This is a genomic window from Couchioplanes caeruleus (assembly GCF_003751945.1).
Classification (GTDB): domain Bacteria; phylum Actinomycetota; class Actinomycetes; order Mycobacteriales; family Micromonosporaceae; genus Actinoplanes; species Actinoplanes caeruleus.
Genome location: NZ_RJKL01000001.1, coordinates 105,250 through 128,572, shown reverse-complemented (window position 1 = coordinate 128,572; position 23,323 = coordinate 105,250). Strand labels below are relative to the sequence as shown.

Genomic DNA, 23,323 nt, shown 5'->3' with positions numbered 1-23,323 from the left:
GGATCAGCGATGCCGCGCGACGACCGACGCCGCCAGCGCGGCCAGGGCGGCCCGCGCGTCCGGGGTGAGCGGCGCCCGGTCCAGGGCCGCGGTCGCCGCGGCGGCGCGCCGGCCGATCAGGTCCTCGATCCCCTCCCTCGCCCCGGTCGCCTCGATGATCGCCCGCAACTCCCCCGCTCCCGCCTCGTCGAGGCCGGGTGCGCCGAAGAGCTCGCGGATCCGCGCGTGCTGGGTCCGGTCGGCGCGGTCGCGGGCCATCGCCAGCATCGCGGTGGGCTTACCCTCGCGCAGGTCGTCCAGGACCGGCTTGCCGGTGACGGCGGGGTCGCCGAAGACGCCGAGCACGTCGTCGCGCAACTGGAAGGCGTCGCCGAGCGGATCGCCGAACGCCTGCAGCGCCGCCTGCAGCCGCGGCCCGGCCCCGGCCAGTCCGGCGCCGATCTGCAGCGGCCGGGTGACGGTGTAGCGGGCGGCCTTCATCCGGATCACGGTGAGCGCCCCGGCGACCGAGCCGTCGCCGACGCCGGACACCAGGTCCAGATACTGCCCGGCGATGACCTCCGTGCGCATCACCGTGAACACCCGGTAGCCGCGGTGGATCCACTCGATGGGTAGCCCGCAGTCGTGGAACATGTGGTCCGCCCATGCGGCGCAGAGATCGCCGCAGAGCAGGGCGGCGCTGTGGCCGTACCGGACGGCCTCGCCGCGCCAGCGGTGGCGGGCGTGCAGGTCGGCGAAGTGGCGGTGCACGGTCGGCTGGCCGCGGCGCAGCGCGCTGCCGTCCATGATGTCGTCGTGGATCAGGGCGAAGGCGTGGAACAGCTCGAGCGCCGCGGCGGCCGCGACGATCGCCTGGCCGTCGGGCTGCCCGGCGCCGCGCCAGCCCCAGTAGCAGAACATCGGGCGCAGGCGCTTGCCGTCGGCGAGCACGAACCGGCGGACGGCGTCGAGCACCCCGCGGGGCGTGCCGTCGGGCCAGTGCGGGCGCTGCCGGTCCAGGTACGCGACGAGCACCGCCTCGCACCGGCGGGCCAGCCCGGCGGCGTCGGTCTGCGCGGCCGTCCCGACCGTCACGACGTCAGCCCCGCGAGCTCGAGCAGCAGTCCCTTCACCTCGGTGGCGCCGACAGCCGCCCGCTCGGCCGCGGGGTCGGAGCAGAGCAGCACCGGCGCGTCGGCCGGGTCGGCGGGCAGGCGCCCGTGGGAGCCGCGGACCGCGCGGGCTCCGGCGTCCAGGCCGACCACGCTCATCGTGTAGCGCATCCCGAGCTTCTTGCGCAGCAGGGCCAGCGTGGCGCGGCCCCGGGCGGCGGCCGGGCCGGCCGGGTCGAAGAAGAGCTCGGCCGGGTCGTAGCCCGGCTTGCGGTGGATCTCGACCAGCCGCGCGAAGTCGGGCGCCGCGGCGTCGTCGAGCCAGTAGTAGTAGGTGAACCAGGCGTCGGGCTCGGCGACGAGCACGAGCTCGCCCGAGCGTTCGTGGTCGAGCCCGTGCGCGGCCTGGGCGGGCCGGTCCAGCACCTCGGCGACACCGGGCAGGCCGGCGCAGAGTTTCGCCACGGCCGGGACGTCGTCGGCCGCCGCCACGTAGACGTGGGCGATCTGGTGGTCGGCCACGGCGAAGGCCCGGGAAGTCCAGGGGTCGAGGTATTCCATCCCGGCCTGGGTGTACACGTGCAGGAGGCCCTCGGCGCGCAGCAGCCGGTTGACGTCGACGGGCCGGGACACGTCCGTGATGCCGTATTCGGACAGGGCGACGACGGTCGCGCCGCGGTCGGCGGCGGCGTCGAGCAGCGGTCCCAGGGTGGCGTCCACCTCGGCGGCGGCCGTGGCCGCCCGCGGGGCCGAGGGACCGTGGCGTTGCAGGTCGTAGTCGAGGTGCGGGACATAGACCAGGGTCAGGTCGGGGTCGTGCGCGGCCATGATCCGCCGTGCCGCGCCGCAGATCCACGCCGAGGAGGCGATCCCGGCGTTCGCGCCCCAGTAGCTGAACAGCGGGAAGGTGCCGAGCTCGCCGGTCAGGTCGTCGTGCAGCTCCGGCGGGTACGTGTAGCAGTCCGGATCCTTGCGTCCGTCGGCGTGGTAGATCGGCCGCGGCGTCACCGTCCAGTCGGCCGGGGCGCCCATCGCGTACCACCAGCAGATGTTGGCGACGGTGTAGCCCGGGGCGAGCGCCCGGGCGGCGTCCCACACCTTCTCGCCCCGGACCAGGGCGTGGTGCTGGCGCCAGAGCAGCACCTCGCCGAGGTCACGGAAGTACCAACCGTTGCCGACGATGCCGTGCCCGCTGGGCATGGTGCCGGTGAGGAAGGTCGACTGCACCGAGCACGTCACCGCCGGCAGCACGGTGCCCAGTGGCGCCTGGAAGCCGGACTCGGCGAGCCGCGTGAGGCGGGGCATGTGTCGCAGCAGCCGCGGGGTCAGGCCGACGACGTCGAGCACCACCACGGGCCTCACGACGGCACCCCCTGGGCGGTCGCGAGCCCGAGCGCGGCGAGCTGGGCGCGGGCGAAGAAGAGCTCCGCGGCGATGCCGGAGGCCAGCTCCGCCGGGCCCGCCGGTCGCGATGCCGGCGGCAGCACATGCCAGGTGTACGTCTCCACGTCGAGGTGGTCGCAGTCGGCCGTGTCGCCGCCGAGCAGCTCCCGCAGGGCTTCGGCCAGCACGTCGACGGTGGACCGCAGCGGCGGGACGGGCGGGGAGTGCAGCGGTACGTGGTAGTGCACCCGCCAGGGCTGTGCGTCGCCGCCGGGCGTGGCCAGTGCGGCGTCGAGATCGTCGGCGCGCAGCCCGGACGAGCCCCGGGTCTGGTGCAGGAAACGCGGTTCGGCGTACTCGCCGAGCACGGCGGCGTCGCGGCGCGGGTCGGCGCTGGCCAGCGCGGCGGAGATCTGGGTCTTGACCACCGGCAGGCCCGCCTCGCGCAGCCGCCGCAGGGCCTGCGCCGGTTCCTCCCACGCGCAGGCAAGATGGGCGAGGTCGAGGCAGACGCCGAGCACCGACGTGTCGGCCTCGCCGAGCAGGGCGACCGCCTCCTCGGTCGTCTCGATGATGCAGCCCGGCTCGGGCTCGAAGGCCACCCGCACCGGCCTCGGCAGCTCGTGCAGGTCGCGGGCCAGTTCGTCGAGGGCGCGGCGGCAGGCACTCGCCCGCCCCGCGTCCCAGGGCTCGTGCCAGGCCAGTGGCAGCGTGGAGATCGACCCGCGCGCGGCGTCGCCGGGAAGCAGGTCGGTCAGAACCCGGGCCAGGTCCCGCGTGTACGCGAGCCGCTGCGGCGTGGTCCAGTCGGGCTGGTAGACGGCGTGCTTGACCACGGGCTCCTGGAACGCCTGGTACGGGAACCCGTTGAGGGTCACCACCTCCAGCCCCCGGGCGTCCAGGGCGCGGCGCAGGCGCTGCCGGTCGCCCGGCGCACCGGCGAGCCCGGCGGCCACCGGCGCGGCCAGCCACAGCCCGAGTCCGAGCACATCGGCGCCGAGGCGCTCGCGGACCGGCACGGCGTACGTGTCGAGCTGCGCCAGGATCCCCTCGAGGCTCTCGGCGGCATGGACATTGGTACAGTACGACAGATGCACAGTGGTCCCGTCGGGGTGGTACAGGCGCATCAACTGCCTCCCCGGGCGATCGAGCTGCCGGCGTACGCCCCCGATCCGTCGGGCGCGGAGAGGTCGAGGCGCCCCGACCGGCCGTAGAACTCGGCGGGGTTGCGCCACAGCACCCGGTCGACGTCGTCGGCGGTGAAGCCGGCCGCGAGCATCGCCCGCCCGGTGGCGACGGTCAGCAGTGGATCCGAGTGCCCCCAGTCGGCGGCGGAGTTGACCAGCACCCGCTCGGTGCCGTACTCCTTCAGGATCTCCACCATCCGCGACGGCGACATCTTGGTCTCGGGGTAGATGGAGAAGGCCGTCCAGCAGCCGGAGTCGCGCACCGCCGCGACGGTGACCTCGTTGAGGTGGTCGACGGCGACCATGCCGGGGTCGATGCCCGAGGCGGCGACGACGTCCAGGCTGCGGCGGGTGCCCGACGCCTTGTCGCGGTGCGGGGTGTGCACCAGCGCGGGCAGCTCGTACCGGACCGCGAGCTCCAGTTGGGCGGCGAAGGCCTCGTCCTCGGCCGGCGTCATCGCGTCGTACCCGATCTCGCCGACCGCGACCACGCCGTCCTTGTCGAGGTAGCGCGGCAGCAGGTCGAGCACCCCCTTGCAGCGTGGGTCGTTGGCCTCCTTGGGATTGAGCGCCAGGGTGGCGTGGTGGCGGATGCCGAACTGCGAGGCCCGGTACGGCTCCCACCCGAGCAGCGAGTCGAAGTAGTCGGTGAAGGAGCCCGGGTTGGTGCGCGGCTGCCCGAGCCAGAACGCGGGCTCGACCACCGCCCGTACGCCGTGGTCCGCCATCCTGCGGTAGTCGTCGGTGGTCCGTGAGGTCATGTGGATGTGCGGGTCGAAGACGCGCATCAGTCCTCCTTGCGCAGAAGGTGCCGGTTGAGCAGCCCGACGGCGTCGGCGCTCAGCCGGCGGCCGGCCGCGGCGCGCTCGGTGGCCAGGGCGGCGAGCATCGCGACCAGGGTCGCGTCGGTGCGGTCGTCGAGGCGGTCGACATTGCTGAGCGGGATGCCCATGAACACGCATTTCACGACGCCCTGGCGCCAGGTGGCGGCGTCGAGATGCGCCGCGTACGGCCCGAGCGCGGCCGCCACGAGCCGCGGGTCGTTGCTGCGCAGTGCGTCCTCGGCCAGCGGCACTCCGGCGGCACCGATGTCCAGCAGGGGCAGGGCGTGCAGCACGGCGAGGCGTTCGGCGGCGTCGCCGTACCAGTAGAGCTCGGCGACCCGGTCGGCGGCGGCGACGGCGAGCAGCAGCAGGACCCGCCCGGCCTGCCCGGCGGTCCAGCCGGGACGGTCGGGCAGCGGTTGGCGGCCCAGCTTGCGCCCGGCCCGGGCGAACAGCGGCCCGGCCGAGTCCGGGTCGGCCCGGACTCGGGCCTCCGCCTCGTCGAACCACGCCTTGCCGGGTACGGCGGCCACCACCGCACGCAGCTCCTCGAGGGTCATCACCGCACCTCCCGCTCGGCGGCCCGCAGGTAGGCGAGCGACTCCCGGGCGACCGTGGGTGCCGCGTGGGAGTGCCGGGGCAGCTCGACGGCGACCAGGCCGCGGTATCCGCCGTCGATCAGGGCTCGCAGCACGCTCGGGAAGTCGATTTCCCCGGCGCCGAACTCCAGATGCTCGTGCACGCCCCGCCGCATGTCGTCGATCTGCACGTTGACCAGGTACGGCGCCGCCTTCGCGACGCACTCCGCGACGGGCTCGGGCTCGAGACAGCGGCAGTGCCCGATGTCGAGGCTGAGCCCGAAGGCGGCGGGGGCGCCCAGCTCGTCGCGCAGCCGGTGCCAGCCGGCGAGGTCCTCGACGAGCATGCCCGGCTCGGGCTCGAAGCCGACCGGCACGCCGCGCGCGGCGGCCACGCCGGTGATCTCGGCGCACCCGTCGACCAGGCGGCGCCAGGCCGTGGGCTCGTCCACCTCGGCGGGACGCACCCCGGCCCAGAACGACACCGCCTCGGCGCCGATGTCCGCGGCGACGGCTACGGCCCGGCGCAGGAAGTCGAGCCGCAGCTTGCGGTCGTCGTGCAGCAGGGTGGGCGCATGCTTGCGCCAGGGGTCGAGCAGGTAGCGGGCGCCGGTCTCGACGACCACGCCGAGGTGGTGGTCGCGCAGCCGGTCGGCGACCGCGGCGACCCGCCGGGCGAGCCCCGGGGCGAACGGATCGAGGTGCTGGTGGTCGAGGGTGAGCGCGACACCGCGGTAGCCGAGGCCGGCGATGACCTCGATCGCCTCCGCGAGGCGGTGACCGGCGAAGCCGTTGGTGCCGTAGCCGTACCGCAGGGCGCTCATGTCGGCGACACCCGACGGGCGAGCAGCCGGCCGACGGGCACGGCGGCCGCGACGGCGAGCCCGGCGAGCGCTCTCCCGGCACGGGCGGTGAGCGCGCCCTGCAATGCGGGCAGTGCCGTGATCCCCGCGCCGACGGCGGCGCGCACCCGGGCGGGTGCGGGGTCGGAGATCAACACCGTCTGCGCCTGGCCGAAGCCGGCGGCGTACTGCCCGGCGAGCAGCACGGCCGGCAGGCCACCCCGGGCGGCCGTCACACCGGCCACCGCCGTGGTGGTCGCCAGGGCCGCGGCGGGCAGCAGCGGCGTGGGACAGCCCGCGACCTCGTGCCGGGACATGACGGTGACCACGTAGGTGTGCACGGCGATCGTCGCGGCGGCCGGGAGCGCCCGGACGGGATTTCCGCCGCTCGCGCCGAGCAGCACGTCGAGCGCCCGGCAGGCGGCCATCCCGGCCGGCCCGGCGGCGGTGTTCTTGAGGCGCAGGTCGTAGGCCCACACGGCGGCGGCCAGCGGCAGCGCGACGGACAGCGCGCGGGAGCCGCCGGCGCGGCCCGCCACGGCCAGCCCGGCGGCGGTGAGACCGGCGGCGACGCCCAGCGCGACCGGCGCGCTCACCCGGCCGGACGGGACGGGGCGCTCCGGGCGCTCCACGGCGTCGAGGTCGCGGTCGGCCCAGTCGTTCGCGGCCATCCCGGCCCAGTAGAGGCAGACCGACGCGGCCGCCAGCCCGGCGCTGCGGGCGCCGAGCGTGCCCGCGGCGGCGGCGCCCGCCACCACGTCCCCGGGCACGGACAGCGCGGCGGGCGCCCGGACCAGCTCGGCGAGGGTCCGCAGCGGCGCCTTCATCGGGCGAGCCCGGCGGCGAACCCGGCGAGCGTGTCCCACTGCGCGGCCAGCGCGGACGGGCCGTCGCCGAGCGGGTCCTTGAAGAAGAAGCCCAGCTCGGTCAGGGGACCGTGGCGCCCGGCCCGGTGCGCCGCCGCGGTGAGCCGGGCCAGGTCGAGCACGAGCGGGGCGGCGAGCGCGGAGTCGCAGCCGTGCCAAGTGAACTCCATGCGCATCCGGGTGCCGAGGAAGCCTGCGAACGTGACGAGGTCCCAGGCGGTCTTGAAGTCGCCGAGCTCGGCGACGTGGTCGATGCGGCTGGTGCCCTCCGGCCGGTAGCCGAGCGCGTCGCCGAGGACCCGCTGCTTGCTGGCGACCTTGGCGGCGTTCGCGGCCGGGTCGGCGAGGTTGGCGCCGTCGCCGCCGCCGAGCAGGTTCAGGCCGGACCAGCTCGTCACGCGCAGGTGGCGCTGGGCGAACATGGGCGCGAGCACGGACTTGACCAGCGTCTCGCCGGTCTTGCCGTCGTTGCCGGCGTAGGGCACCGCGGCCGCGGCGGCGAGCTCGGCGAGCGCGGGCAGGCGCGCACCGGTGGAGGGCGTGAAGTCCACGAAGGAACATCCGGCCGAGAAGGACGCGTACGCGGCGAGCGAGCTCGGCGGCAGCACCTCCTCCGGACCGGCGAGCGCGCCGCGCAACGCCGCGAGCGAGGCGTGGGCGGGGTGCCGGGCCGCGGTCGGCTCGGTGGTGGCGACGTTGAGGACCACGATCCGGTCGAGGGCGTGGCGCCGGCGGAAGGCGCGCAGGTCGGCGGCGATCGCGTCGGCCGTGCGCGCCTGGGTGCCGCCGTCCGGCAGCGCTCGCAGCTCCTGCTCGGTGCGGCCGAGCTCGTCGGCGAGGGCGGCGACGAGGCGGCCGGGCACGACCCCGGCCTCGGCGAGGTCCTCGGCCTTCTTGGCCACCGGCAGGGTCACCACGTCGTGGCCGCCGAACACCAGGTCGGCCCAGCCGGGAAGGGCGGCGCCGCGCAGCTCCGGCAGCTCGGTGACGCAGCCGGTGGGCCCGGCCAGGCGGGCCCGCAGGGCGAGGGCGCCGGTCAGTGCGGTCACCGCGACGGAGCCGCGCGCGCCGATCAGCCAGACTCCGGTACGCATGCGGCATCCCCTCCGGGAAAGGACATGGACCCGACTCGCGGTAACACGACGTGTCTTCTGTGTTACGTGAGGCGACGCTAACCCAGTGGCGGCGACAAAGGAAACCCTCAATATCGAGAAACTTCTCTATGCGCCGGGAGAACTTTCTTGTCCTCCGTACGAAAGTGGGTCGGCATCGTAGGGTGTCGGCATGGCTGTCGAGGCGGGACCCTGGCACGGACTCATCTCCGAACTTCTGGACCGTTCCCACCTGTGGCAGCCCGAGGACCTCGGCGGCGTCCTGGATCGCGCCGCCGGCCGGCTCGGCCTGCGGATGACGGTGTACGTCGCGGACGCCGAGCAGCGCATGTTGCGGCCGCTCCCCGTGCCGGGCCGGGCCGGGGCCGTCCCGCTGCCGATCGACGCCCATGCCGCCGGGCAGGCCTTCGCCCTGGTCGAATCGGTGGTCGCGGACGGCCGGCGGTGGGTGCCCATGGTCAACGGCACTGACCGGATGGGCGTCCTCGAGGTGGAGACGCCCGCCGGGACGGCGCCGGACGAGCGGCTGGCCCGGCCGTGCGAAACCGTCGCCGGCCTGGTCGGACACCTGATCACCACCACGATGCCCCGCGGCGACCACCTCCACATGGCCCGCCGGTCGAGGCCGATGACCGCCGGGGCGGAACTGCTCTGGCACCTGCTGCCGCCGCTGACCGTCAGCGTCGCCGACTTCGCCGTCGCCGCGGTGCTGGAGCCGGCGTACGACGTCGGTGGGGACGCGTTCGACTACACGGTGGACGGCCGGCGCCCACAGTTCGTCGTCCTCGACGCCGCGGGCCGCGGCATGAAGGCCGCGCTGGCCGCCGCGGTCGCGCTCTCCTGCCTGCGCGCGGCGCGACGCGCGGGCGGCGACCTGCCGGCCCAGGCACGCGCCGCCGACAAGGAACTGCTGCGGCAGTTCCCGGACGCCCGGTTCGCCACGGCGGTCCTCGCCGAACTGGACCTCGACACCGGCGTGCTGCGCTACCTCAACGCCGGTCATCCACCGCCGCTCGTCCTGCGGGCCGGCACCGTCGCCGGCACGCTGACCGACGGGCGACGGCTGCCGCTCGGCATCGCGGACCCCCGCGCCACGTGTGCCGAGATCATCCTGCAACCCGGTGACCGGCTGCTGCTCTACACCGACGGCGTCACCGAGGCTCGGGACCCCACCGGCGCGCAGTTCGGCCAGAACCGCCTCGCCGACACGCTGGAACGCCACGCCGCCGACGGGCTCCCGGTCCCCGAAACCCTGCGGCGGCTGTCGCACACCGTCCTCGCCCACCAGAGCGGACCCCCGGCCGACGACCTCACCCTGCTACTGGTGGAATGGTCGTCGGGCGCGGCCCGGCGGACGGTGCCCCCGACCTCACGAGCGGACGAGCAGGAATCATGAATCCCGACATCCTCAGCGTGACCACGCAGGACCCGGCGGACGGGATCAGGGTGCTGTCGGTGGCCGGAGAGATCGACCACGACAGCGTCGAGGTGCTGCGCGCGGCGGTGGAGCAGGCGCTGGCCGACGGCCGGGACCGTCTGGTGGCCGACCTCTCGGCCGTGCCGTTCTGCGACTCGGGCGGCCTGAGCCTGTTCGTGGAGACCCACCGCCGCACCACGGCCCGCGGCGGCTGGCTACGGCTGGCGGGCCCGCAGCCTTCGGTCCGGTTCGTGCTGGACGTCGCCAACCTCGACGGCTACCTGAGCGTGCACCCGACGCTCGGCGAGGCGCTCCCGCCGGCCGGAGAGTAGTGGCCTCGGCGGCCGGTCAGAGCTGGCACACTCCCTAGCCGACCTGTCGGCGCCGACTCACGACGGTCGCCGCCGCCGTGGCCACCGTGGCCCAGGCGAGCAGGATCGCCGGCACCAGCAGCGCCGCCCGGCCGGCGTCGGCGGTCACCGACACCGCCACCGGATGGCTCGACGGCGGCGCGACCACCCCCACCCACAGCAGGGAGGGTGAACCCATCGACGCATGTCGACCATCGTCCCGCAGCCGGGCAAGGCGCTCATCGAGGAGCAGCGCACCTCAGGTGGACCATCGGCTCCTGGTCATCCGAAGAGGGCGTTGACGAGCACTGTGGCCAGAGCGCAATAGGCGCCGGCCACAGCGGCGGCTACGGCGGTCGTCGCCAGTCGGCCCCGGCCGCGGCGCCAGCGCAGGGCCACGGCACCGGCCAGGGCGACGGCGGCGACGGGGCTGCACAGCAGGCCGGCGACCGCGGCCGCCAGCGTCGTCACGGCGACCGCCGTGGTCGCCCGGCCGGACGCTACGTCCGGCCCGGTCTCCGGTGGGGCGGCCGCCGCCTGCGGCAGGGCTCGACGGGCGGCGACGGCCTCGTCGAGCCACCACTGCACCGTGGGCGCGGGACCGTACGGCCCGGTGGGCGCGTACCCCCGGTACGGCCGGACCGACGCGGCCGCAAGCCGCAACTGTGCCCGGCTCAGGCGCGCGGCGCCGCGGGCGGTCTCGGCGCCGTGCTCACGGCGGATCCGCCACCAGGACGCCAGCCGCGTGCGGACGCCGGCCAGGATCGGTACCTCCTCGGGGCGGATCGCGGCCGGGGCCAGGGCAGCGGCCCCGGCCAGCAGCGCGCGGGCGTCGGCGCGGCGGGTCCGCTGCAACCACCGTAGGGCGGGTACCGCCGCTCCCGTGACCACCAGCAGGTAGCCGGCCATGGCACTGGAGCCGGGCACGGTGGCCAGCAGCTCGGTGGCGCCCGCTGCCACCGGCGAGTTCACCACGGCGTGCATCAGGGCCGCCCCCGACGCGGCGGCGGCCAGGACGCCGAGGCGGTGGCGGCGGGACCGGTCGCGGCGCAGCCAGGCGTACGCGATCCCGGCGCCGGCTGTCGCGGTGAACAGCGGGTGGCCGACCAGGCCGGGTACGGCCATCCGCAGCAGCAGGGTCGACACCGCCGCGCCGGCGTCGTCGGGAAGCACGTCGTCGGCCGCGGTCAGGGCGTAGCTGACGTCCTCGGCCAGCGCGAAGCCGACGCCCACCACGGCGCCGTACAGTGCGCCGGACCAGACGGTGATCACGTACGGCCGCCCCATGAGCAGGACCAGGACGACGCCGGCGCCCTTGCCGATCTCCTCCGCGTACGGTGCGACGATCGCCGGCCCCCACTGCGCGGCGAACGACGGGCCGATCGCCTTGGCCAGCAGCAGGTCCGTGACGTAGCCGCCGGCCGCGCCCACCGCGACCGCGACCGAGGCGCCCCAGGCCAGCGCCGCCGCGACCAGCCACACCGGCCGCCGTTCCACCGGATCGACCGGCCCGAGCAACGCCGCCAGCCAGAACGCCGCGAAGACCACCGCCAGAGGCAGGGAGACCGCCGCCGCCCGGGGCGCGCTGACCGCCAGGAACACCGTCAGCCCGATCACGCCGAGTGTGGACAGCGCGCCGATGCCGCCGAGGATCCAGAACGCGGGCGTACGCGCCGGCGACCACGGTGGGTTCGCCATCACCACGGGTCCACCGCCTCGAAGGTCATGCTCTCGACGAGGGTCCAGATCTCCGCCGGTACCGCCGCACATCCCGATACCGGGGAGATCACCACGACGGCGCCCGCGCCTTCGGCGACCGCGGCACCGTAACAGCCGGGTTCGCCGGCGGTCGTGTCCTTCCCGGCGACCAGGTCACCGCGCTCGCCCACCACGCCGCCGCCGAAGCGCAAGGGCGCGGGAGGCCCCGGCGTCCACCCGTCGTCGCGGGCGAACTTGTGGCGGGTGTGCGCGAGGAAATCCGCGCGCCGCTCGGGCACGGGCACGGACGACACGGCGACGTCCGTCGAGCCGAGGCGGAGCGTGACCGCACCGGTGCCGGGCCGGGACTCGCCCCGGTCCCACCGGGCCCCCGGCGGCACGGTCAGCGCGACGCCGTGACCGACCTCCAGCCGGCCGGCCGGTGCCGGGCCGTCATCCGGGAGCAGGGCACCCAGTCCCGCCGGCACCGCCACCGTGGCACCGAGACCGGCCAGTAAGCCCAGCGTGACGACCGCGTTGCGTCCCGGGCCCACCCGTCCACACTCCCGCCCATGCTCCGTGCCCCCGCCGTACCCGGATGATCGTACGAAGGCGCCGCACGCAGGCCACCGCGAGCCGCCAAGCGGGCTCAGGCCGGGGCGGTCAGGCGGAAGCCGACGCCGCGCCGGTTCTCGATCCAGGCGGGATCGCCGAGCTTGCGGCGCAGGCTGGCCACGTGGAAGTCCAGCGTCCGGCCCGGCCCGGCGAACTCCGGCCCCCACACCGTCTGCAGGATCCGGCGACGGTCGACCACGGCACCCGGGGCCTCGGCCAGCAGCGCCAGCAGATCGTACTCCTTGGGGCTCAGCGACACGGGAATCTTGTGGACCCGTACCTCGCGCGTGCCGAGGTCGATGGTGAGCGGGCCGCAGGCGCGGACCGGCGTCGCGGTGGACCGTCCGGGGCGGCCGCCGACCGCGCGCATCCGGTCCACGACGTCACGGACGCTGACCGGCTTGGGCAGGTAGTCGTCGGCGCCGAGGGCCGTGCCGAGGATCCGGTGCGCGTCGTCGCCGGGCGCGGTCAGCATGATGAGCGGGGTGTCGCCGGTGCGCCGGCGGACGTCGAGGCCGTCGAGGTCCGGCAGCCCGGCGTCGAGCAGCACCAGGTCGGCGGGGCGCGCGGCGAGCGCGGCGGCGCCGGTCGTGACGTGCTCCGCCACGATGCCGTAGTCGGCCAGGCCGCCCACCAACGGCTCGGCGATGGACTCGTCGTGTGCCACCAGCAGGACCCTCATGGCCGCTGATACGGACGGCACGCCCGCACGGTTCAGCGCGGCGTCGGCAAAAGATCTCGGCCGGGTCAGCGGGCGGCGTCGAGCATGAAGCGCAGCGCCGAGCGACGCAGGCCCCGGGGCGTACGGGGCGCGTGCTTGCGCTCGGGGTCAATCTCGGACAGTCGCGCATGCAGCGACTCGCGCGCCCACGGCCCGCCGGTGCGCAGCAGCCCGCCCGCGACCTCGCGACCCTCGACCTGACGCCGGACGAGCCGGGTGTACGCGGGCCCGAACCAGCACCACTCCGGCGGCCGCGGGGGCAGGCCCAGCCAGTCACCCATCGGCGCGAGGTAGGGCTCCTCCGGCCGCTCGGCGGGCCCCACCAGCATCGCGCCGTCGAGGATCTTGCCCCGGGCGATCGACGCGGAGACGTACACCGTGCCCGGATGGGTCAGGGCGAGCGCGAACCGGCGTACCCGTTCGTCGTCCGCACCGAGCACGGCGTCGAGCGTGTGGGACTGCACCGGACCGCGCGGCAGGGCGCCCGCCGCGCCGAACGAGGCGTGGTACACCGGCGGGGTGCCGTCGAGGCCGAGCAGGGTGTCGGCCTCCCCGTACGCCCGGGCCAGCCCCTCGTCGCCGACGCGGTCGAACCGGCCGCGCAGGGGTTCGGTGTGACCGAACCGCCGTGGCACCGCCTCCGGGAGGTGCTCGCGGGCGGCCTCCAGCCAGCGGGGCACGATGGCGGGCGCGCCGCGGTGGCGCTCGTACCAGCGCACGACCAGCACGTCGACCCGGCGTTCCGTCATCGCGCCGAGCTTAGATCTCGTACGCGAGGTTGGGGCGCAGCCACCGCTCGACCTCGTCGACCGAGAGGCCGCGCCGGGCCGCGTAGTCCTCGATCTGGTCCTTGCCGAGCCGTCCCACGGTGAAGTACCGGGACTGCGGGTGGGCGAAGATCAGGCCGCTGACCGCCGCCGCGGGGGTCATCGCGTACGACTCGGTGAGGCCGATGCCGAGGCTCTGCGCGCCGAGCAGCTCGAAGAGGTCCTTCTTCTCGCTGTGGTCGGGGCTGGCCGGGTAGCCGAGCGCCGGGCGGATGCCGCGGAAGCGCTCGGCGTGCAGGTCCTCGATCACCGGGTCGGCGTCCGGCTCGAACCAGTCGCGGCGGGCCTGCAGGTGAAGATGCTCGGCGAAGGCCTCGGCGAGGCGATCGGCGAGCGCCTTGACCATGATGGCGCGGTAGTCGTCCTGCTCGGCCTCGTAGCGGGCCGCCAGCTCCTCGGCGCCGTGGATGGCCACCGCGAAGCCGCCCAGGTGGTCCTGCCCTTCCCCTTCATACGGGGTTTCACTCGGTTTTCCGCCGCGGGAAGGCGCCGGGGCGATGTAGTCGGCGAGGCAGCGGTTGGCGCGGCCCTCGGGCTTGGCCGTCTGCTGGCGCAGCATCGGGAAGCGCACCCCGTTGTCCAGGACGATGTCGTCGCCCTCGGCGTGTGCCGGCCAGAAGGCGTATGCGCCCCGCGCCTGGAACGCGCCGTCCGCGATGATCTTGTCGAGCATGGCGTTGGCGTCGTCGTAGAGCTCGCGGGCGACCGGCTGCTCCAGGATCGCCGGGAACTTGCCCTTGAGCTCCCAGGCCAGGAAGAGGAACTGCCAGTCGATCATCCCGCGCAGGGCGGAGATGTCCGGCGTGACCGTACGGACGCCCGTGAAGGCCGGCGTCGGCAGGTCGGTGAAGTCGACGGCCTCGCGGTTGGCCCGGGCCTGCTCCAGGGTGAGCAGCGGCTGGCTGTGCCGGTTGGCGTGCTGTTCGCGCAGCCGCTGCTGCTCGGCGCGGTTGGCCGTGTCCAGCGTCCGGGCACGACCCGGGTCGAGCAGGTCGGAGACCACGCCGACGACCCGCGAGGCGTCCAGGACGTGCACGGTCATGCCCTCGTACGCCGGGGCGATGCGCACCGCCGTGTGCTGCCTCGACGTGGTGGCCCCGCCGATGAGCAGCGGCAGGGTGATCTCCCGGCGCTGCATCTCGGCGCCGACCGCGACCATCTCGTCGAGCGACGGGGTGATCAGGCCGGAGAGGCCGATCGCGTCGGCGTCCTCGGCGATCGCGGTGTCGAGGATCTTCGCGGCGGGCACCATCACGCCGAGGTCGATCACCTCGTAGTTGTTGCAGCCCAGCACCACGCCGACGATGTTCTTGCCGATGTCGTGCACGTCGCCCTTGACCGTGGCGAGCACGACCTTGCCCTGACCGCGCCCGCCGGCCTTCTCCTTCTCCATGAACGGCTCGAGGTAGGCGACCGAGCGCTTCATCACGCGGGCGCTCTTGACCACCTGCGGCAGGAACATCTTGCCGGAGCCGAACAGGTCGCCGACGACCTTCATGCCGTCCATCAGCGGGCCCTCGATGACGTCGAGGGGGCGGTCCAGCAACTGCCGGGCCTCCTCGGTGTCCTGCTCGACGAAGTCGACGATGCCGTGGACCAGGGCGTACGAGAGGCGCTCGGCGACCGGGGCCTCGCGCCAGGACAGGTCGACGGTGCGCTTGGTGCCGGCGCCGGTGACCGTGGAGGCGAAGGTGACCAGCCGGTCGGTGGCGTCCTCGCGGCGGTCGAAGATCACGTCCTCGACGAGCTCGAGCAGGTCGGCCGGGATGTCGGCGTAGACGGCGAGCTGACCGGCGTTGACGATGCCCATGTCCAGTCCGGCGCGCACGGCGTGGAGCAGGAAGGCCGAGTGCATGGCCTCGCGGACGACGTCGTTGCCGCGGAAGGCGAACGACAGGTTGGAGATGCCGCCGCTGGTGCGCGCGCCCGGGCAGCGCTCCTTGATCAGCGGCAGGGCGTCGATGAAGGCCCTGGCGTAGCCGTTGTGCTCGGCGATGCCGGTGGCCACGGCCAGCACGTTGGGGTCGAAGATGATGTCCTCGGGCGCGAAGCCTGCCTGCTGCACCAGCAGGTCGTACGCCCGCGCACAGATCTCGACCTTGCGCTCGGTCGTGTCGGCCTGGCCCTGCTCGTCGAAGGCCATGACGACCACGCCGGCGCCGTAGTCGCGGATCCTGCGGGCCTGGGCGAGGAACGGCTCCTCGCCCTCCTTGAGGCTGATCGAGTTGACGACGCCCTTGCCCTGCACGCATTTGAGGCCGGCCTCGAGCACGCTCCACTTCGAGCTGTCGATCATGACCGGGATGCGCGCCACCTCGGGCTCGGTGGCGATCAGGTTGAGGAACGTGGTCATGGCCTGCTCGCTGTCGAGCAGGTCGGCGTCCATGTTGACGTCGAGCAGGTTGGCGCCGCCTCGCACCTGCTCGAGGGCGACCTCCACGGCGGCCTGGTGGTCGCCGGCCTCGATGAGGCGGCGGAACTTCGCGGAGCCGGTGACGTTGGTGCGTTCACCGATCATCACGAAGCCGGTGTCCGGCCCGATGGCGAACGGCTCGAGGCCGCTGAAGCGGGTGGTGCGCACGGGCTCCGCGACCTGGCGCGGGGCGCTGCCTCGTACCGCACCGGCGATCTCCGCGATGTGCGCCGGCGAGGTGCCGCAGCAGCCGCCGACGATGTTGACCATGCCCTCGGCGGCGAACTCGCGGATCAGCCCCGCGGTCTCGGCCGGGGTCTGGTCGTAACCGCCGAACGCGTTGGGCAGGCCGGCGTTGGGGTGACAGGCCACGTAGGTGCCGGCCAGCCGGGCCAGCTCGGCGACGTGCGGGCGCATCTCGGTGGCGCCCAGCGAGCAGTTGACGCCGACCACCAGCGGTTCGGCCCGCTCGATCGAACGCCAGAACGCCTCGACGGTCTGGCCGGACAACGTGCGCCCGGACAGGTCCACGATGGTCACCGAGATCCACAGTGGCAGGTGCGGTGCGACCTCGCGGGCGGCGGCGATCGCGGCCTTGGCGTTGAGGGTGTCGAAGATCGTCTCGACCAGCAGCAGGTCCACGCCGCCCTCGGCCAGCGCCTGGATCTGCTCCGCGTACGTGGCCTTGACCTGGTCGAAGGTCACCGTACGGTAGGCCGGGTCCTCGACCCGCGGGGAGAGCGAGAGGGTGACGTTGAGCGGACCGACCGACCCGGCGACGAACTTGCCGCCCGCCTCGTCGGCGGCCTGCCGGGCAAGCTGGGCACCGCGCACGTTCATGTCGCGCACGAGCGACTCGAGGCCGTAGTCGGCCTGGGCGATGCCGGTCGCCGTGAAGGTGTTGGTCGTGGTGATGTCGGCGCCGGCGGCGAGATACTGCCGGTGGACGTCGAGGATGACGTCGGGCCGGGTCAGGTTGAGCAGGTCGGGGTCGCCGGTGACGTCCTTGGGGTGTTCGGCCGCGATGAGGTCGCCGCGGTAGTCGGCGGGGGTCAGCTTCGCGCCCTGCAGCATGGTGCCCCAGGCGCCGTCGAGCACCAGGACCCGCTCGCCCATCAGCCGGCGCAGCGTCGCCGTCACGTCCCGGCTCTGCGTTGTGACTGACACAGTGACCACCTCCGCGGAAATCTCGGAGGCGCCCTTGTGTCGGTGTTTCCAGTCCGAGCGTGGCGGGTCGTCCCCGTCGCAGCGCCCCTCGGCCTGGCGCACAAGGTTACCCGAAGGCGGTCGTTTCGCCTCCGCCGGCGGCTGCCGTCCCGTCAGGTGGACCGCGCGGCGGGCGGCCGCCAGGGGCCTCACCATCGACGGCCGACGATGGAGAGGCCGAGATCACTCCCTTGATCATCCGGAAGGGCGCCGACGGGTCGTCCCAACGGCCGGTTCTGCCCTAATATCCCCTCGCTGATCGCCCAAGCTTCGCCTTCACCGGGCACGATGCATCGGTACGCAGATTCGGGGAGAAGACCGACATGGAGATCCACCACTTCGAGCAAGGCTGGGTGACCCCGGTCGCCAGCTATCTGCTGTCGGTGCTCGGCTCGCTGCTCGGGCTCATGTGTGCGTCGCGCCTGCGCGCGGCCCGGACCCGCGGCGGCCGCGCCTGGTGGCTCTCGCTCTCCGCGGTCGCCCTCGGCGGCACCGGCATCTGGACCATGCACTTCGTGGCCATGCTCGGCTTCGGGGTGGTCGGCACGCCGATCCGCTACGACCCCGGGATGACCGCCTCCAGCGCGGCCCTGGCGATCGTGGCGGTCGGCGCGGGCATGCTGGTCGTCTTCGGCGGGGAACGCGCCCGCACGCTGCGCCTGCTCGGCGGCGGCCTGCTCGCCGGGCTGGGCGTCGCCGGAATGCACTACGTGGGCATGGAAGGCGTACACCTCAACGGCGAGATCCTGTACGACGCGACGAAGGTCACCGCCTCCGTGATCATCGCGGTCGTGGCGGCCACCGCGGCGCTCTGGCTCACCGCCACGGTGCGCAGGCCGGCCGCGATCGCCGCCGCCGCCCTGGTCATGGGCGTCGCCGTCAACGGAATGCACTTCACCGGCATGTCGGCGATGTCCGTGCGCGCCGGGGCGCCCGACGGCTCGCCGTCCGGCGTGACCGCGACGTCGCTGCTCATCCCGATCGGCCTCGCGGCCGTCTTCGCCATCCTCGGCCTGGTGTCCGCGCTGATGGCCGTCCCGACCGACGAGGACCGTGAGGCGGCCATCTACCCGGCGTCCCGGCCCCGGCGGGGCGCGAGCGCCCCGGCCCCCGAGCCGCACCCGGTGTTCGGCGGCACCCCGGGGAGCGCCCCGGCCCCGGGCGCTCCCCGGGGCGAGGGGCGGATCCCGCAGCCGCGCCGCTCGTCGCTGGGCGACGCCAGTTGGACGTACCGGGACCGCACGCCGCGGCAGTGACACCCGGGTCCGGGGTGCAGCGCACGGCCACGTCCTGGACGAGGCAGTCGCCGTCGACGCCGGTGGTCACCCGCCTTCCACGCCATCTCCACGATCCGGCCGGACCGGCAGGCCCGTGAACGTCAGCCCCGCGTAGAAGCCGGGGCGTCGCCCTCGTCCATCCCCGGGGCGTCGCCCTCGTCCATCCGCCGTACGGGCGAGCCGGCGGCTCGAGACGGCGCCGTCGAAGCCGCCGGTGCCCCCAGTGCATGGTGGTCCCACCGCGGGGCCGTGCGGATCGTGCTGCAGGAACAGGCGGTAGACGCCGTCGTCGTACAGCGGCGCGTTGGTGTCACTCATCCCACCGCCGGCCGGGCTGAATGCACCTGGCCGCGGTGCGGCTCGTCGCGGGCGGTCGGGGCGTAGGGGAACTGGGGACAGTTCGCCGCCGGCCCGCTCCCCGGGATGGCCATGACCGGCTCCGTTACAGCATGAGGGCGCATCCTGTCGCCAGCCGTTTGGACGTGAAAATTCTTGCGGCCACGGCAACTCTTACCCATCGACATACGCGAGTGAATAATGGCCCCTGGTCAGCGCATGGGCACCTTACGTTTTATTAACCTTCCAACTTTCCCGTCGGTCCGGTGCCGAATCGTTACTTGCTTGATCAATCGGAAACATTGCGAAAGCCAGCCGCCCGCTCTTGACTGACAGCCGGGGGAACCGGAGACAGTGACGGTCTTGTCACGCACCGGCGTGATGTGACATAGGGAGAGGGATGTTCGGTCAATCCAGGAGTCAGCGCCTGCGGGGCGCGCTCGCCGGCACGCTGGGCCTCGGCCTCGTGGTCGGCCTGGCCGCCTGTGGCGGCAGCGGCGACTCGGACGACGATTCCACGGCGAAGCAGTCCATCGACTGCTCGCAGTTCAGCTCGTACGGCGATCTGAAGGGCAAGAAGGTCACGGTTTTCGCGAGCATCGTGACGCCGGAGGACAAGGCGTACACGGACTCGTACAAGCCGTTCGAGGACTGCACCGGCGTCGACATCGTGTACCAGGGCGACAAGTCCTTCGAGACGCAGATCCTCGTGCAAGCCAAGGCCGGCAACCCGCCGGACATCGCGATCGTGCCGCAGCCGGGCCTGCTCAAGCAGCTCGTCGCCACCGGCAAGGCCGTCGAGGCGCCGGCCGAGGTCGCCGCCAACGTCGACAAGTTCTGGGACAAGGCCTGGCGGGGCTACGCGACGGTCGACGGCAAGTTCTACGCCGCGCCGTCCGGCGCCAGCGTCAAGTCCCTGATCTGGTACTCGCCCACCGAGTTCAAGGAGAAGGGCTACCAGGTCCCGACCACGCTGGACCAGCTCAAGGAGCTGTCGGACAAGATCGCCGCGGACGGCGGCCGCAAGCCGTGGTGCGCGGGCATCGCCAGCGGTGAGGCCACCGGCTGGCCGATCACCGACTGGATGGAGGACTTCATGCTCCGGCTCAACGGGCCGGAGGCGTACGACAAGTGGGTCAAGCACGAGATCCCGTTCAACGGCCCCGAGTCCACGGCGGCCCTGGACGGCGTCGGCGCGTACCTGAAGAACGACAAGTACGTCAACGGCGGCCTCGGCGACGTCAAGAGCATCGCCACCACGACGTTCCAGGACGCCGGCCTGCCGATCGTCGACGGCAACACCTGCTCCCTGCACCGCCAGGCGAGCTTCTACGCGGCGAACTTCCCCAAGGGCACCAAGGTGGCCGAGGACGGCGACGTCTTCGCGTTCTACCTGCCCGGCAAGGACGCCAGCAGCAAGCCGGTGCTCGGCGGCGGCGAGTTCAACCTGGCGTTCGCCGACCGGCCCGAGGTCAAGGCCTTCCAGACGTACCTGTCCACCGACACCTGGGCCAACAACAAGGCGAAGGTCTCGCAGGGCTGGGTCAGCGCCAACAAGGGCATCGACCCCAACAACCTGAGCAACCCCATCGACAAGCTGGCCGCGAAGATCCTGCTGGACCCGAACACCGTGTTCCGGTTCGACGGCTCGGACCAGATGCCGGCCGCGATCGGCTCGAACGCGTTCTGGAAGCAGACGACGAGCTGGATCACCGGCCAGGACACCAAGACCACCGTCGACAACATCGAGAACGCGTGGCCCAAGTGATCTAGAACCATCCGGGGCCGGTCGCCGCGCGGCGACCGGCCCCGCTCTCCCCGAAGGAGGTACGGGTCGCGTGTTAACCGCCGAGACCAACACCGCGAAGATCGGGCTGATGCTCGCCGCGATCCTGCTCTTCGCCGCGGTCGTGGGCGTCATCCTCTTCGTCGCTACCCTGTTCCGCGGCCGTCGCGCCGACCGCTGGGTCGCGTACGCCTATCTCGCTCCCACCCTGGTCATGCTCCTGGTCGGCCTGGTCTATCCGGGCCTGCGCACGATCTACCAGTCGTTCTTCAACGCCGCCGGCAACGCGTTCATCGGCCTGGACAACTACCAGACCATCTTCACGGACCCCGACCAGCTCACGGTGCTGCGCAACACGGTGTTCTGGGTGCTCGTCACGCCGTTCGTGGCCACCGCGGTCGGGCTGCTCTACGCCATCCTGGTCGACAAGTCGAAGTTCGAGTCGGCGGCCAAGGCGCTGGTCTTCCTGCCCATGGCGATCTCGTTCGTCGGTGCGTCGATCATCTGGAAGTTCGTCTACGAGTACCGGCCCGACCAGGGCAACGTGAAGCAGATCGGTCTGCTCAACCAGATTCTGGTGTGGCTCGGCGGCAAGCCCCAGCAGTGGCTGGTCGACTCGCCGCTCAACACGTTCCTGCTGATCGTGATCATGATCTGGATCCAGGCCGGCTTCGCGATGACCGTGCTCTCCGCGGCCATCAAGGCGATCCCGGACGACATCGTCGAGGCCGCCCGGCTCGACGGCGTCACCGCCTGGGGCATGTTCCGCTTCGTCACCCTGCCGGCGATCCGGCCGGCGGTGGTCGTGGTGCTGACCACCATCGGCATCGGCACGCTGAAGGTCTTCGACATCGTGCGCACCGCCACCGGCGGCCAGTTCGACACCAGCGTCGTGGCCAACGAGTTCTACAGCCAGAGTTTCCGCAGCGACAACCAGGGCCTGGGCGCGGCGCTCGCGGTCCTGCTGTTCCTGCTGGTGATCCCGATCGTCGTCTACAACATCCGGCAGCTCCGCCGATCGGAGGCGCTATGACCACCACGACCCCGCCCGCGGCCGCCCTGCCGGTCGCCGCGGAGCAGCCCTCCGCGGCGGCCGTCGCGAGGCGCCGGCTCAGCTCGCCGTGGGCCTCGCTGGCGGCGATCGTCATCGCGGTGCTGTGGACCCTGCCGACCTTCGGCCTGCTCGTGTCGTCCTTCCGCCCGGAGCGGGCGATCAAGACGACCGGCTGGTGGACGTTCTTCACCGACCCGACGGTCACCATGGACAACTACCGCGAGGTGCTCGACGCGGAGAGCGGGGCCGGGCTGGGGGCGTACTTCATCAACTCGCTGGTGATCACCATTCCCTCGGTGCTCATCCCGCTGACCCTGGCGACGATCGCGGCGTACGCCTTCGCGTGGATCAAGTTCCCGGGCCGCAACATCCTGTTCCTGGTGATCTTCGCCCTTCAGATCGTCCCATTGCAGGTGACGCTGATCCCGCTGCTCACCCTCTACGTGGACGCGGGACTGGCCAACACCTTCTGGACGATCTGGCTCTCGCACTCCATCTTCGGCCTGCCGCTGGCGATCTACCTACTGCACAACTTCATGCGGGAGGTGCCCTCGACCCTGCTGGAGGCGGCCCGGATGGACGGCGCCGGCCACGTGTCGATCTTCTTCCGGGTGCTGCTGCCGCTGCTGCGCCCGGCGCTGGCGGCGTTCGGCATCTTCCAGTTCCTCTGGGTCTGGAACGACCTGCTGGTCGCCCTGGTCTTCGGCGGCGGTGGCGACGCGATCGCCCCGGTGACGGTGGCGCTGGCAAATCTCAGCGGCACCCGCGGCACGGCGTGGCACCTGCTGTCGGCGGGAGCCTTCGTATCCATCCTGGTCCCGGTGACGATCTTCCTGCTGCTGCAGCGGTACTTCGTCCGCGGCCTGCTCGCGGGCAGCGTCAAGGGCTGAACGCACGAAGACCGCGACCGCCCGGTGATCCGGGCGGCCGCGGTCTCGTGTCAGAACGGCTCAGGCGTCGGCGCCGGGCTCCGGCGTCGGCGCCACGGTCGGCTCGACCGAGGGCTCCTCGGTCGGCTCGACCGTCGGCTCGGTCGTGGGCTCGGTCGTGGGCTCGGTCGTGGGCTCGGTCGTGGGCTCGGTCGTGGGCTCGGTCGTGGGCTCGGTCGTGGGCTCGGTCGTGGGCTCGTCGGTCGGGCTCGGCTTGGGCTTGACCACCTTGCCCGTGGTCACCACCTTGGTGGCGGTGTAGACGGAGCCGCTGCGGGTGCCGGTCACGACGATCCGGTGGCCCACGGCGACGAGGGCGAGCGTGCCCTTCTTGCCGTTCACCACGACCATGGCCTTCTCGGCGACCACGACGCTGGTGACGACGGTCTTCTTGGTGGTCTTCTTGCCCTTCTTGACCGTGACCTTGGTCTGCAGCGTCACGGCTCCGGTCGCGGCGTCGAGGGCGGTCACGACGCCGGAGGCCTGGAAGCGCACGGCCTTGACGGGCTTCTTGGTCGTCTTGGTGGTCTTGGTCGTCTTCGGCGTCTTGGCCGAGGCGGTGGACGTCGACTTCGGCTTCGCGCCGCCCTTCGACGCCGACGCGGACGACGACGCCGGCGTCTTCGCGGCGGCGATCGCGACGGTCGAGACGGCGGGAACGACAATCCCGGTGGCGAGCAGGGCGGCGACAGCAGTACGGCGGATACGCATCGGGCAAGACTCCTCGAATCAGGGGAGACTTCAGCTTCGGCGGCACCGGTTGCAGCCGGGTTGCCGGTCCCGGTGTACCCCGGTTGCAACCCGGCCGGCC

The 23,323-nt window shown here is 73.0% G+C and carries 22 protein-coding genes and 1 riboswitch; of the genes, 6 read left to right on the top strand and 16 right to left on the bottom strand.

Translation table 11 applies throughout. From position 1 onward, the window contains the following. Positions 1-3: 3 nt before the first annotated feature. Genes EDD30_RS00580 through EDD30_RS00545 form a run of 8 tightly spaced genes read right to left on the bottom strand, consistent with a single transcriptional unit; the run spans position 4 to position 7,865 of the window. Positions 4-1,074, bottom strand: a complete 1,071-nt coding sequence (locus EDD30_RS00580) for a polyprenyl synthetase family protein (protein ID WP_071806744.1) — start codon at positions 1,072-1,074, stop codon at positions 4-6. Next, complete coding sequence (locus tag EDD30_RS00575) at positions 1,071-2,453, bottom strand: alkaline phosphatase family protein (protein ID WP_071806743.1); 1,383 nt, start codon at positions 2,451-2,453, stop codon at positions 1,071-1,073. Before EDD30_RS00575 ends, EDD30_RS00580 begins: the two co-directional genes overlap by 4 nt. After that, positions 2,450-3,601 (bottom strand): metabolite traffic protein EboE, encoded by a 1,152-nt coding sequence (eboE, locus tag EDD30_RS00570; RefSeq protein ID WP_071806742.1) that lies wholly within the window; start codon positions 3,599-3,601, stop codon positions 2,450-2,452. Before eboE ends, EDD30_RS00575 begins: the two co-directional genes overlap by 4 nt. After that, positions 3,601-4,449 (bottom strand): TatD family hydrolase, encoded by an 849-nt coding sequence (locus EDD30_RS00565; RefSeq protein WP_071806741.1) that lies wholly within the window; start codon positions 4,447-4,449, stop codon positions 3,601-3,603. The genes eboE and EDD30_RS00565 overlap by 1 nt, the downstream gene beginning before the upstream one ends. Further along, complete coding sequence (locus EDD30_RS00560; RefSeq protein ID WP_071806740.1) at positions 4,449-5,045, bottom strand: EboA domain-containing protein; 597 nt, start codon at positions 5,043-5,045, stop codon at positions 4,449-4,451. The genes EDD30_RS00565 and EDD30_RS00560 overlap by 1 nt, the downstream gene beginning before the upstream one ends. After that, complete coding sequence (locus EDD30_RS00555) at positions 5,045-5,887, bottom strand: sugar phosphate isomerase/epimerase family protein (protein WP_071806739.1); 843 nt, start codon at positions 5,885-5,887, stop codon at positions 5,045-5,047. The genes EDD30_RS00560 and EDD30_RS00555 overlap by 1 nt, the downstream gene beginning before the upstream one ends. After that, positions 5,884-6,732: an SCO3242 family prenyltransferase gene (locus EDD30_RS00550; RefSeq protein WP_123677993.1), complete on the bottom strand. Its 849-nt coding sequence runs from the start codon at positions 6,730-6,732 to the stop codon at positions 5,884-5,886. The genes EDD30_RS00555 and EDD30_RS00550 overlap by 4 nt, the downstream gene beginning before the upstream one ends. Continuing rightward, complete coding sequence (locus tag EDD30_RS00545; protein ID WP_071808155.1) at positions 6,729-7,865, bottom strand: inositol-3-phosphate synthase; 1,137 nt, start codon at positions 7,863-7,865, stop codon at positions 6,729-6,731. The genes EDD30_RS00550 and EDD30_RS00545 overlap by 4 nt, the downstream gene beginning before the upstream one ends. A gap of 190 nt (positions 7,866-8,055) precedes the next feature. Here EDD30_RS00545 and EDD30_RS00540 point away from each other — a divergent pair, with 190 nt between their 5' ends. Both EDD30_RS00540 and EDD30_RS00535 read left to right on the top strand, forming a co-directional pair. Then, complete coding sequence (locus tag EDD30_RS00540; protein WP_123677992.1) at positions 8,056-9,279, top strand: PP2C family protein-serine/threonine phosphatase; 1,224 nt, start codon at positions 8,056-8,058, stop codon at positions 9,277-9,279. Further along, positions 9,276-9,632 carry an STAS domain-containing protein gene (locus EDD30_RS00535; protein ID WP_084556889.1) on the top strand — a complete coding sequence of 119 codons (357 nt, stop codon included), beginning with the start codon at positions 9,276-9,278 and terminating at the stop codon, positions 9,630-9,632. The genes EDD30_RS00540 and EDD30_RS00535 overlap by 4 nt, the downstream gene beginning before the upstream one ends. A gap of 34 nt (positions 9,633-9,666) precedes the next feature. Here EDD30_RS00535 and EDD30_RS00530 read toward each other — a convergent pair whose 3' ends face one another. From EDD30_RS00530 to metH, 6 genes are all read right to left on the bottom strand, one after another. Then, entirely contained in the window at positions 9,667-9,849 is a 183-nt protein-coding gene (locus tag EDD30_RS00530) for a hypothetical protein (protein ID WP_071807815.1), read from the bottom strand. A gap of 83 nt (positions 9,850-9,932) precedes the next feature. Continuing rightward, positions 9,933-11,348, bottom strand: coding sequence for a PrsW family glutamic-type intramembrane protease (locus tag EDD30_RS00525; RefSeq protein WP_244945544.1), 1,416 nt, complete (start codon positions 11,346-11,348; stop codon positions 9,933-9,935). Further along, on the bottom strand, positions 11,348-11,902 hold the full coding sequence (locus tag EDD30_RS00520) for a hypothetical protein (protein WP_071807817.1): 555 nt from the start codon (positions 11,900-11,902) through the stop codon (positions 11,348-11,350). The genes EDD30_RS00525 and EDD30_RS00520 overlap by 1 nt, the downstream gene beginning before the upstream one ends. 95 nt (positions 11,903-11,997) lie before the next feature. Continuing rightward, on the bottom strand, positions 11,998-12,666 hold the full coding sequence (locus EDD30_RS00515) for a response regulator transcription factor (protein WP_211277907.1): 669 nt from the start codon (positions 12,664-12,666) through the stop codon (positions 11,998-12,000). A 44-nt stretch (positions 12,667-12,710) separates the two neighbouring features. Next, positions 12,711-13,433: a hypothetical protein gene (locus EDD30_RS00510; protein ID WP_071807819.1), complete on the bottom strand. Its 723-nt coding sequence runs from the start codon at positions 13,431-13,433 to the stop codon at positions 12,711-12,713. Positions 13,434-13,443: 10 nt separating this feature from the next. Continuing rightward, entirely contained in the window at positions 13,444-17,091 is a 3,648-nt protein-coding gene (metH, locus tag EDD30_RS00505) for a methionine synthase (RefSeq protein ID WP_280526114.1), read from the bottom strand. 19 nt (positions 17,092-17,110) lie between these two features. Continuing rightward, positions 17,111-17,187, bottom strand: a riboswitch (S-adenosyl-L-homocysteine riboswitch). Between the two features lie 266 nt (positions 17,188-17,453). Here metH and EDD30_RS00500 point away from each other — a divergent pair. Continuing rightward, positions 17,454-18,386 (top strand): MHYT domain-containing protein, encoded by a 933-nt coding sequence (locus tag EDD30_RS00500; RefSeq protein WP_123677991.1) that lies wholly within the window; start codon positions 17,454-17,456, stop codon positions 18,384-18,386. Between the two features lie 66 nt (positions 18,387-18,452). Here the strand turns inward: EDD30_RS00500 and EDD30_RS38090 are convergent, their stop codons facing one another. Beyond that, positions 18,453-18,725 carry a hypothetical protein gene (locus tag EDD30_RS38090; protein WP_143162993.1) on the bottom strand — a complete coding sequence of 91 codons (273 nt, stop codon included), beginning with the start codon at positions 18,723-18,725 and terminating at the stop codon, positions 18,453-18,455. A gap of 418 nt (positions 18,726-19,143) precedes the next feature. Between EDD30_RS38090 and EDD30_RS00495 the strand changes: the two genes are divergently transcribed. From EDD30_RS00495 to EDD30_RS00485, 3 genes are all read left to right on the top strand, one after another. Next, entirely contained in the window at positions 19,144-20,511 is a 1,368-nt protein-coding gene (locus EDD30_RS00495) for an ABC transporter substrate-binding protein (RefSeq protein ID WP_071808892.1), read from the top strand. Positions 20,512-20,620: 109 nt separating this feature from the next. Next, a complete protein-coding gene (locus tag EDD30_RS00490) occupies positions 20,621-21,562 on the top strand; it encodes a carbohydrate ABC transporter permease (protein ID WP_071808894.1) in 942 nt (313 codons plus the stop codon). Further along, a complete protein-coding gene (locus EDD30_RS00485; protein WP_071808893.1) occupies positions 21,559-22,473 on the top strand; it encodes a carbohydrate ABC transporter permease in 915 nt (304 codons plus the stop codon). The genes EDD30_RS00490 and EDD30_RS00485 overlap by 4 nt, the downstream gene beginning before the upstream one ends. Before the next feature lie 60 nt (positions 22,474-22,533). On the opposite strand, the gene EDD30_RS39665 is transcribed toward EDD30_RS00485, so the two are convergent. Then, the gene (locus tag EDD30_RS39665; RefSeq protein WP_211353733.1) at positions 22,534-23,223 is read right to left on the bottom strand and encodes a hypothetical protein; all 690 of its coding nucleotides are present in this window, start codon (positions 23,221-23,223) and stop codon (positions 22,534-22,536) included. Positions 23,224-23,323: the final 100 nt, after the last annotated feature.

Bases quoted from the DNA above. Each gene is read 5' to 3' on its own strand.
- eboE (WP_071806742.1), bottom strand. From the start codon at position 3,601: ATGCGCCTGTACCACCCCGACGGGACCACTGTGCATCTGTCGTACTGT.
- EDD30_RS00565 (WP_071806741.1), bottom strand. From the start codon at position 4,449: ATGCGCGTCTTCGACCCGCACATCCACATGACCTCACGGACCACCGAC.
- EDD30_RS00560 (WP_071806740.1), bottom strand. From the start codon at position 5,045: ATGACCCTCGAGGAGCTGCGTGCGGTGGTGGCCGCCGTACCCGGCAAG.
- EDD30_RS00555 (WP_071806739.1), bottom strand. From the start codon at position 5,887: ATGAGCGCCCTGCGGTACGGCTACGGCACCAACGGCTTCGCCGGTCAC.
- EDD30_RS00550 (WP_123677993.1), bottom strand. From the start codon at position 6,732: ATGAAGGCGCCGCTGCGGACCCTCGCCGAGCTGGTCCGGGCGCCCGCC.
- EDD30_RS00545 (WP_071808155.1), bottom strand. From the start codon at position 7,865: ATGCGTACCGGAGTCTGGCTGATCGGCGCGCGCGGCTCCGTCGCGGTG.
- EDD30_RS00540 (WP_123677992.1), top strand. From the start codon at position 8,056: ATGGCTGTCGAGGCGGGACCCTGGCACGGACTCATCTCCGAACTTCTG.
- EDD30_RS00535 (WP_084556889.1), top strand. From the start codon at position 9,276: ATGAATCCCGACATCCTCAGCGTGACCACGCAGGACCCGGCGGACGGG.
- EDD30_RS00530 (WP_071807815.1), bottom strand. From the start codon at position 9,849: ATGGGTTCACCCTCCCTGCTGTGGGTGGGGGTGGTCGCGCCGCCGTCG.
- EDD30_RS00525 (WP_244945544.1), bottom strand. From the start codon at position 11,348: ATGGCGAACCCACCGTGGTCGCCGGCGCGTACGCCCGCGTTCTGGATC.
- EDD30_RS00510 (WP_071807819.1), bottom strand. From the start codon at position 13,433: ATGACGGAACGCCGGGTCGACGTGCTGGTCGTGCGCTGGTACGAGCGC.
- EDD30_RS00500 (WP_123677991.1), top strand. From the start codon at position 17,454: ATGGAGATCCACCACTTCGAGCAAGGCTGGGTGACCCCGGTCGCCAGC.
- EDD30_RS38090 (WP_143162993.1), bottom strand. From the start codon at position 18,725: ATGAGTGACACCAACGCGCCGCTGTACGACGACGGCGTCTACCGCCTG.
- EDD30_RS00495 (WP_071808892.1), top strand. From the start codon at position 19,144: ATGTTCGGTCAATCCAGGAGTCAGCGCCTGCGGGGCGCGCTCGCCGGC.
- EDD30_RS00490 (WP_071808894.1), top strand. From the start codon at position 20,621: ATGCTCGCCGCGATCCTGCTCTTCGCCGCGGTCGTGGGCGTCATCCTC.
- EDD30_RS00485 (WP_071808893.1), top strand. From the start codon at position 21,559: ATGACCACCACGACCCCGCCCGCGGCCGCCCTGCCGGTCGCCGCGGAG.
- EDD30_RS39665 (WP_211353733.1), bottom strand. From the start codon at position 23,223: ATGCGTATCCGCCGTACTGCTGTCGCCGCCCTGCTCGCCACCGGGATT.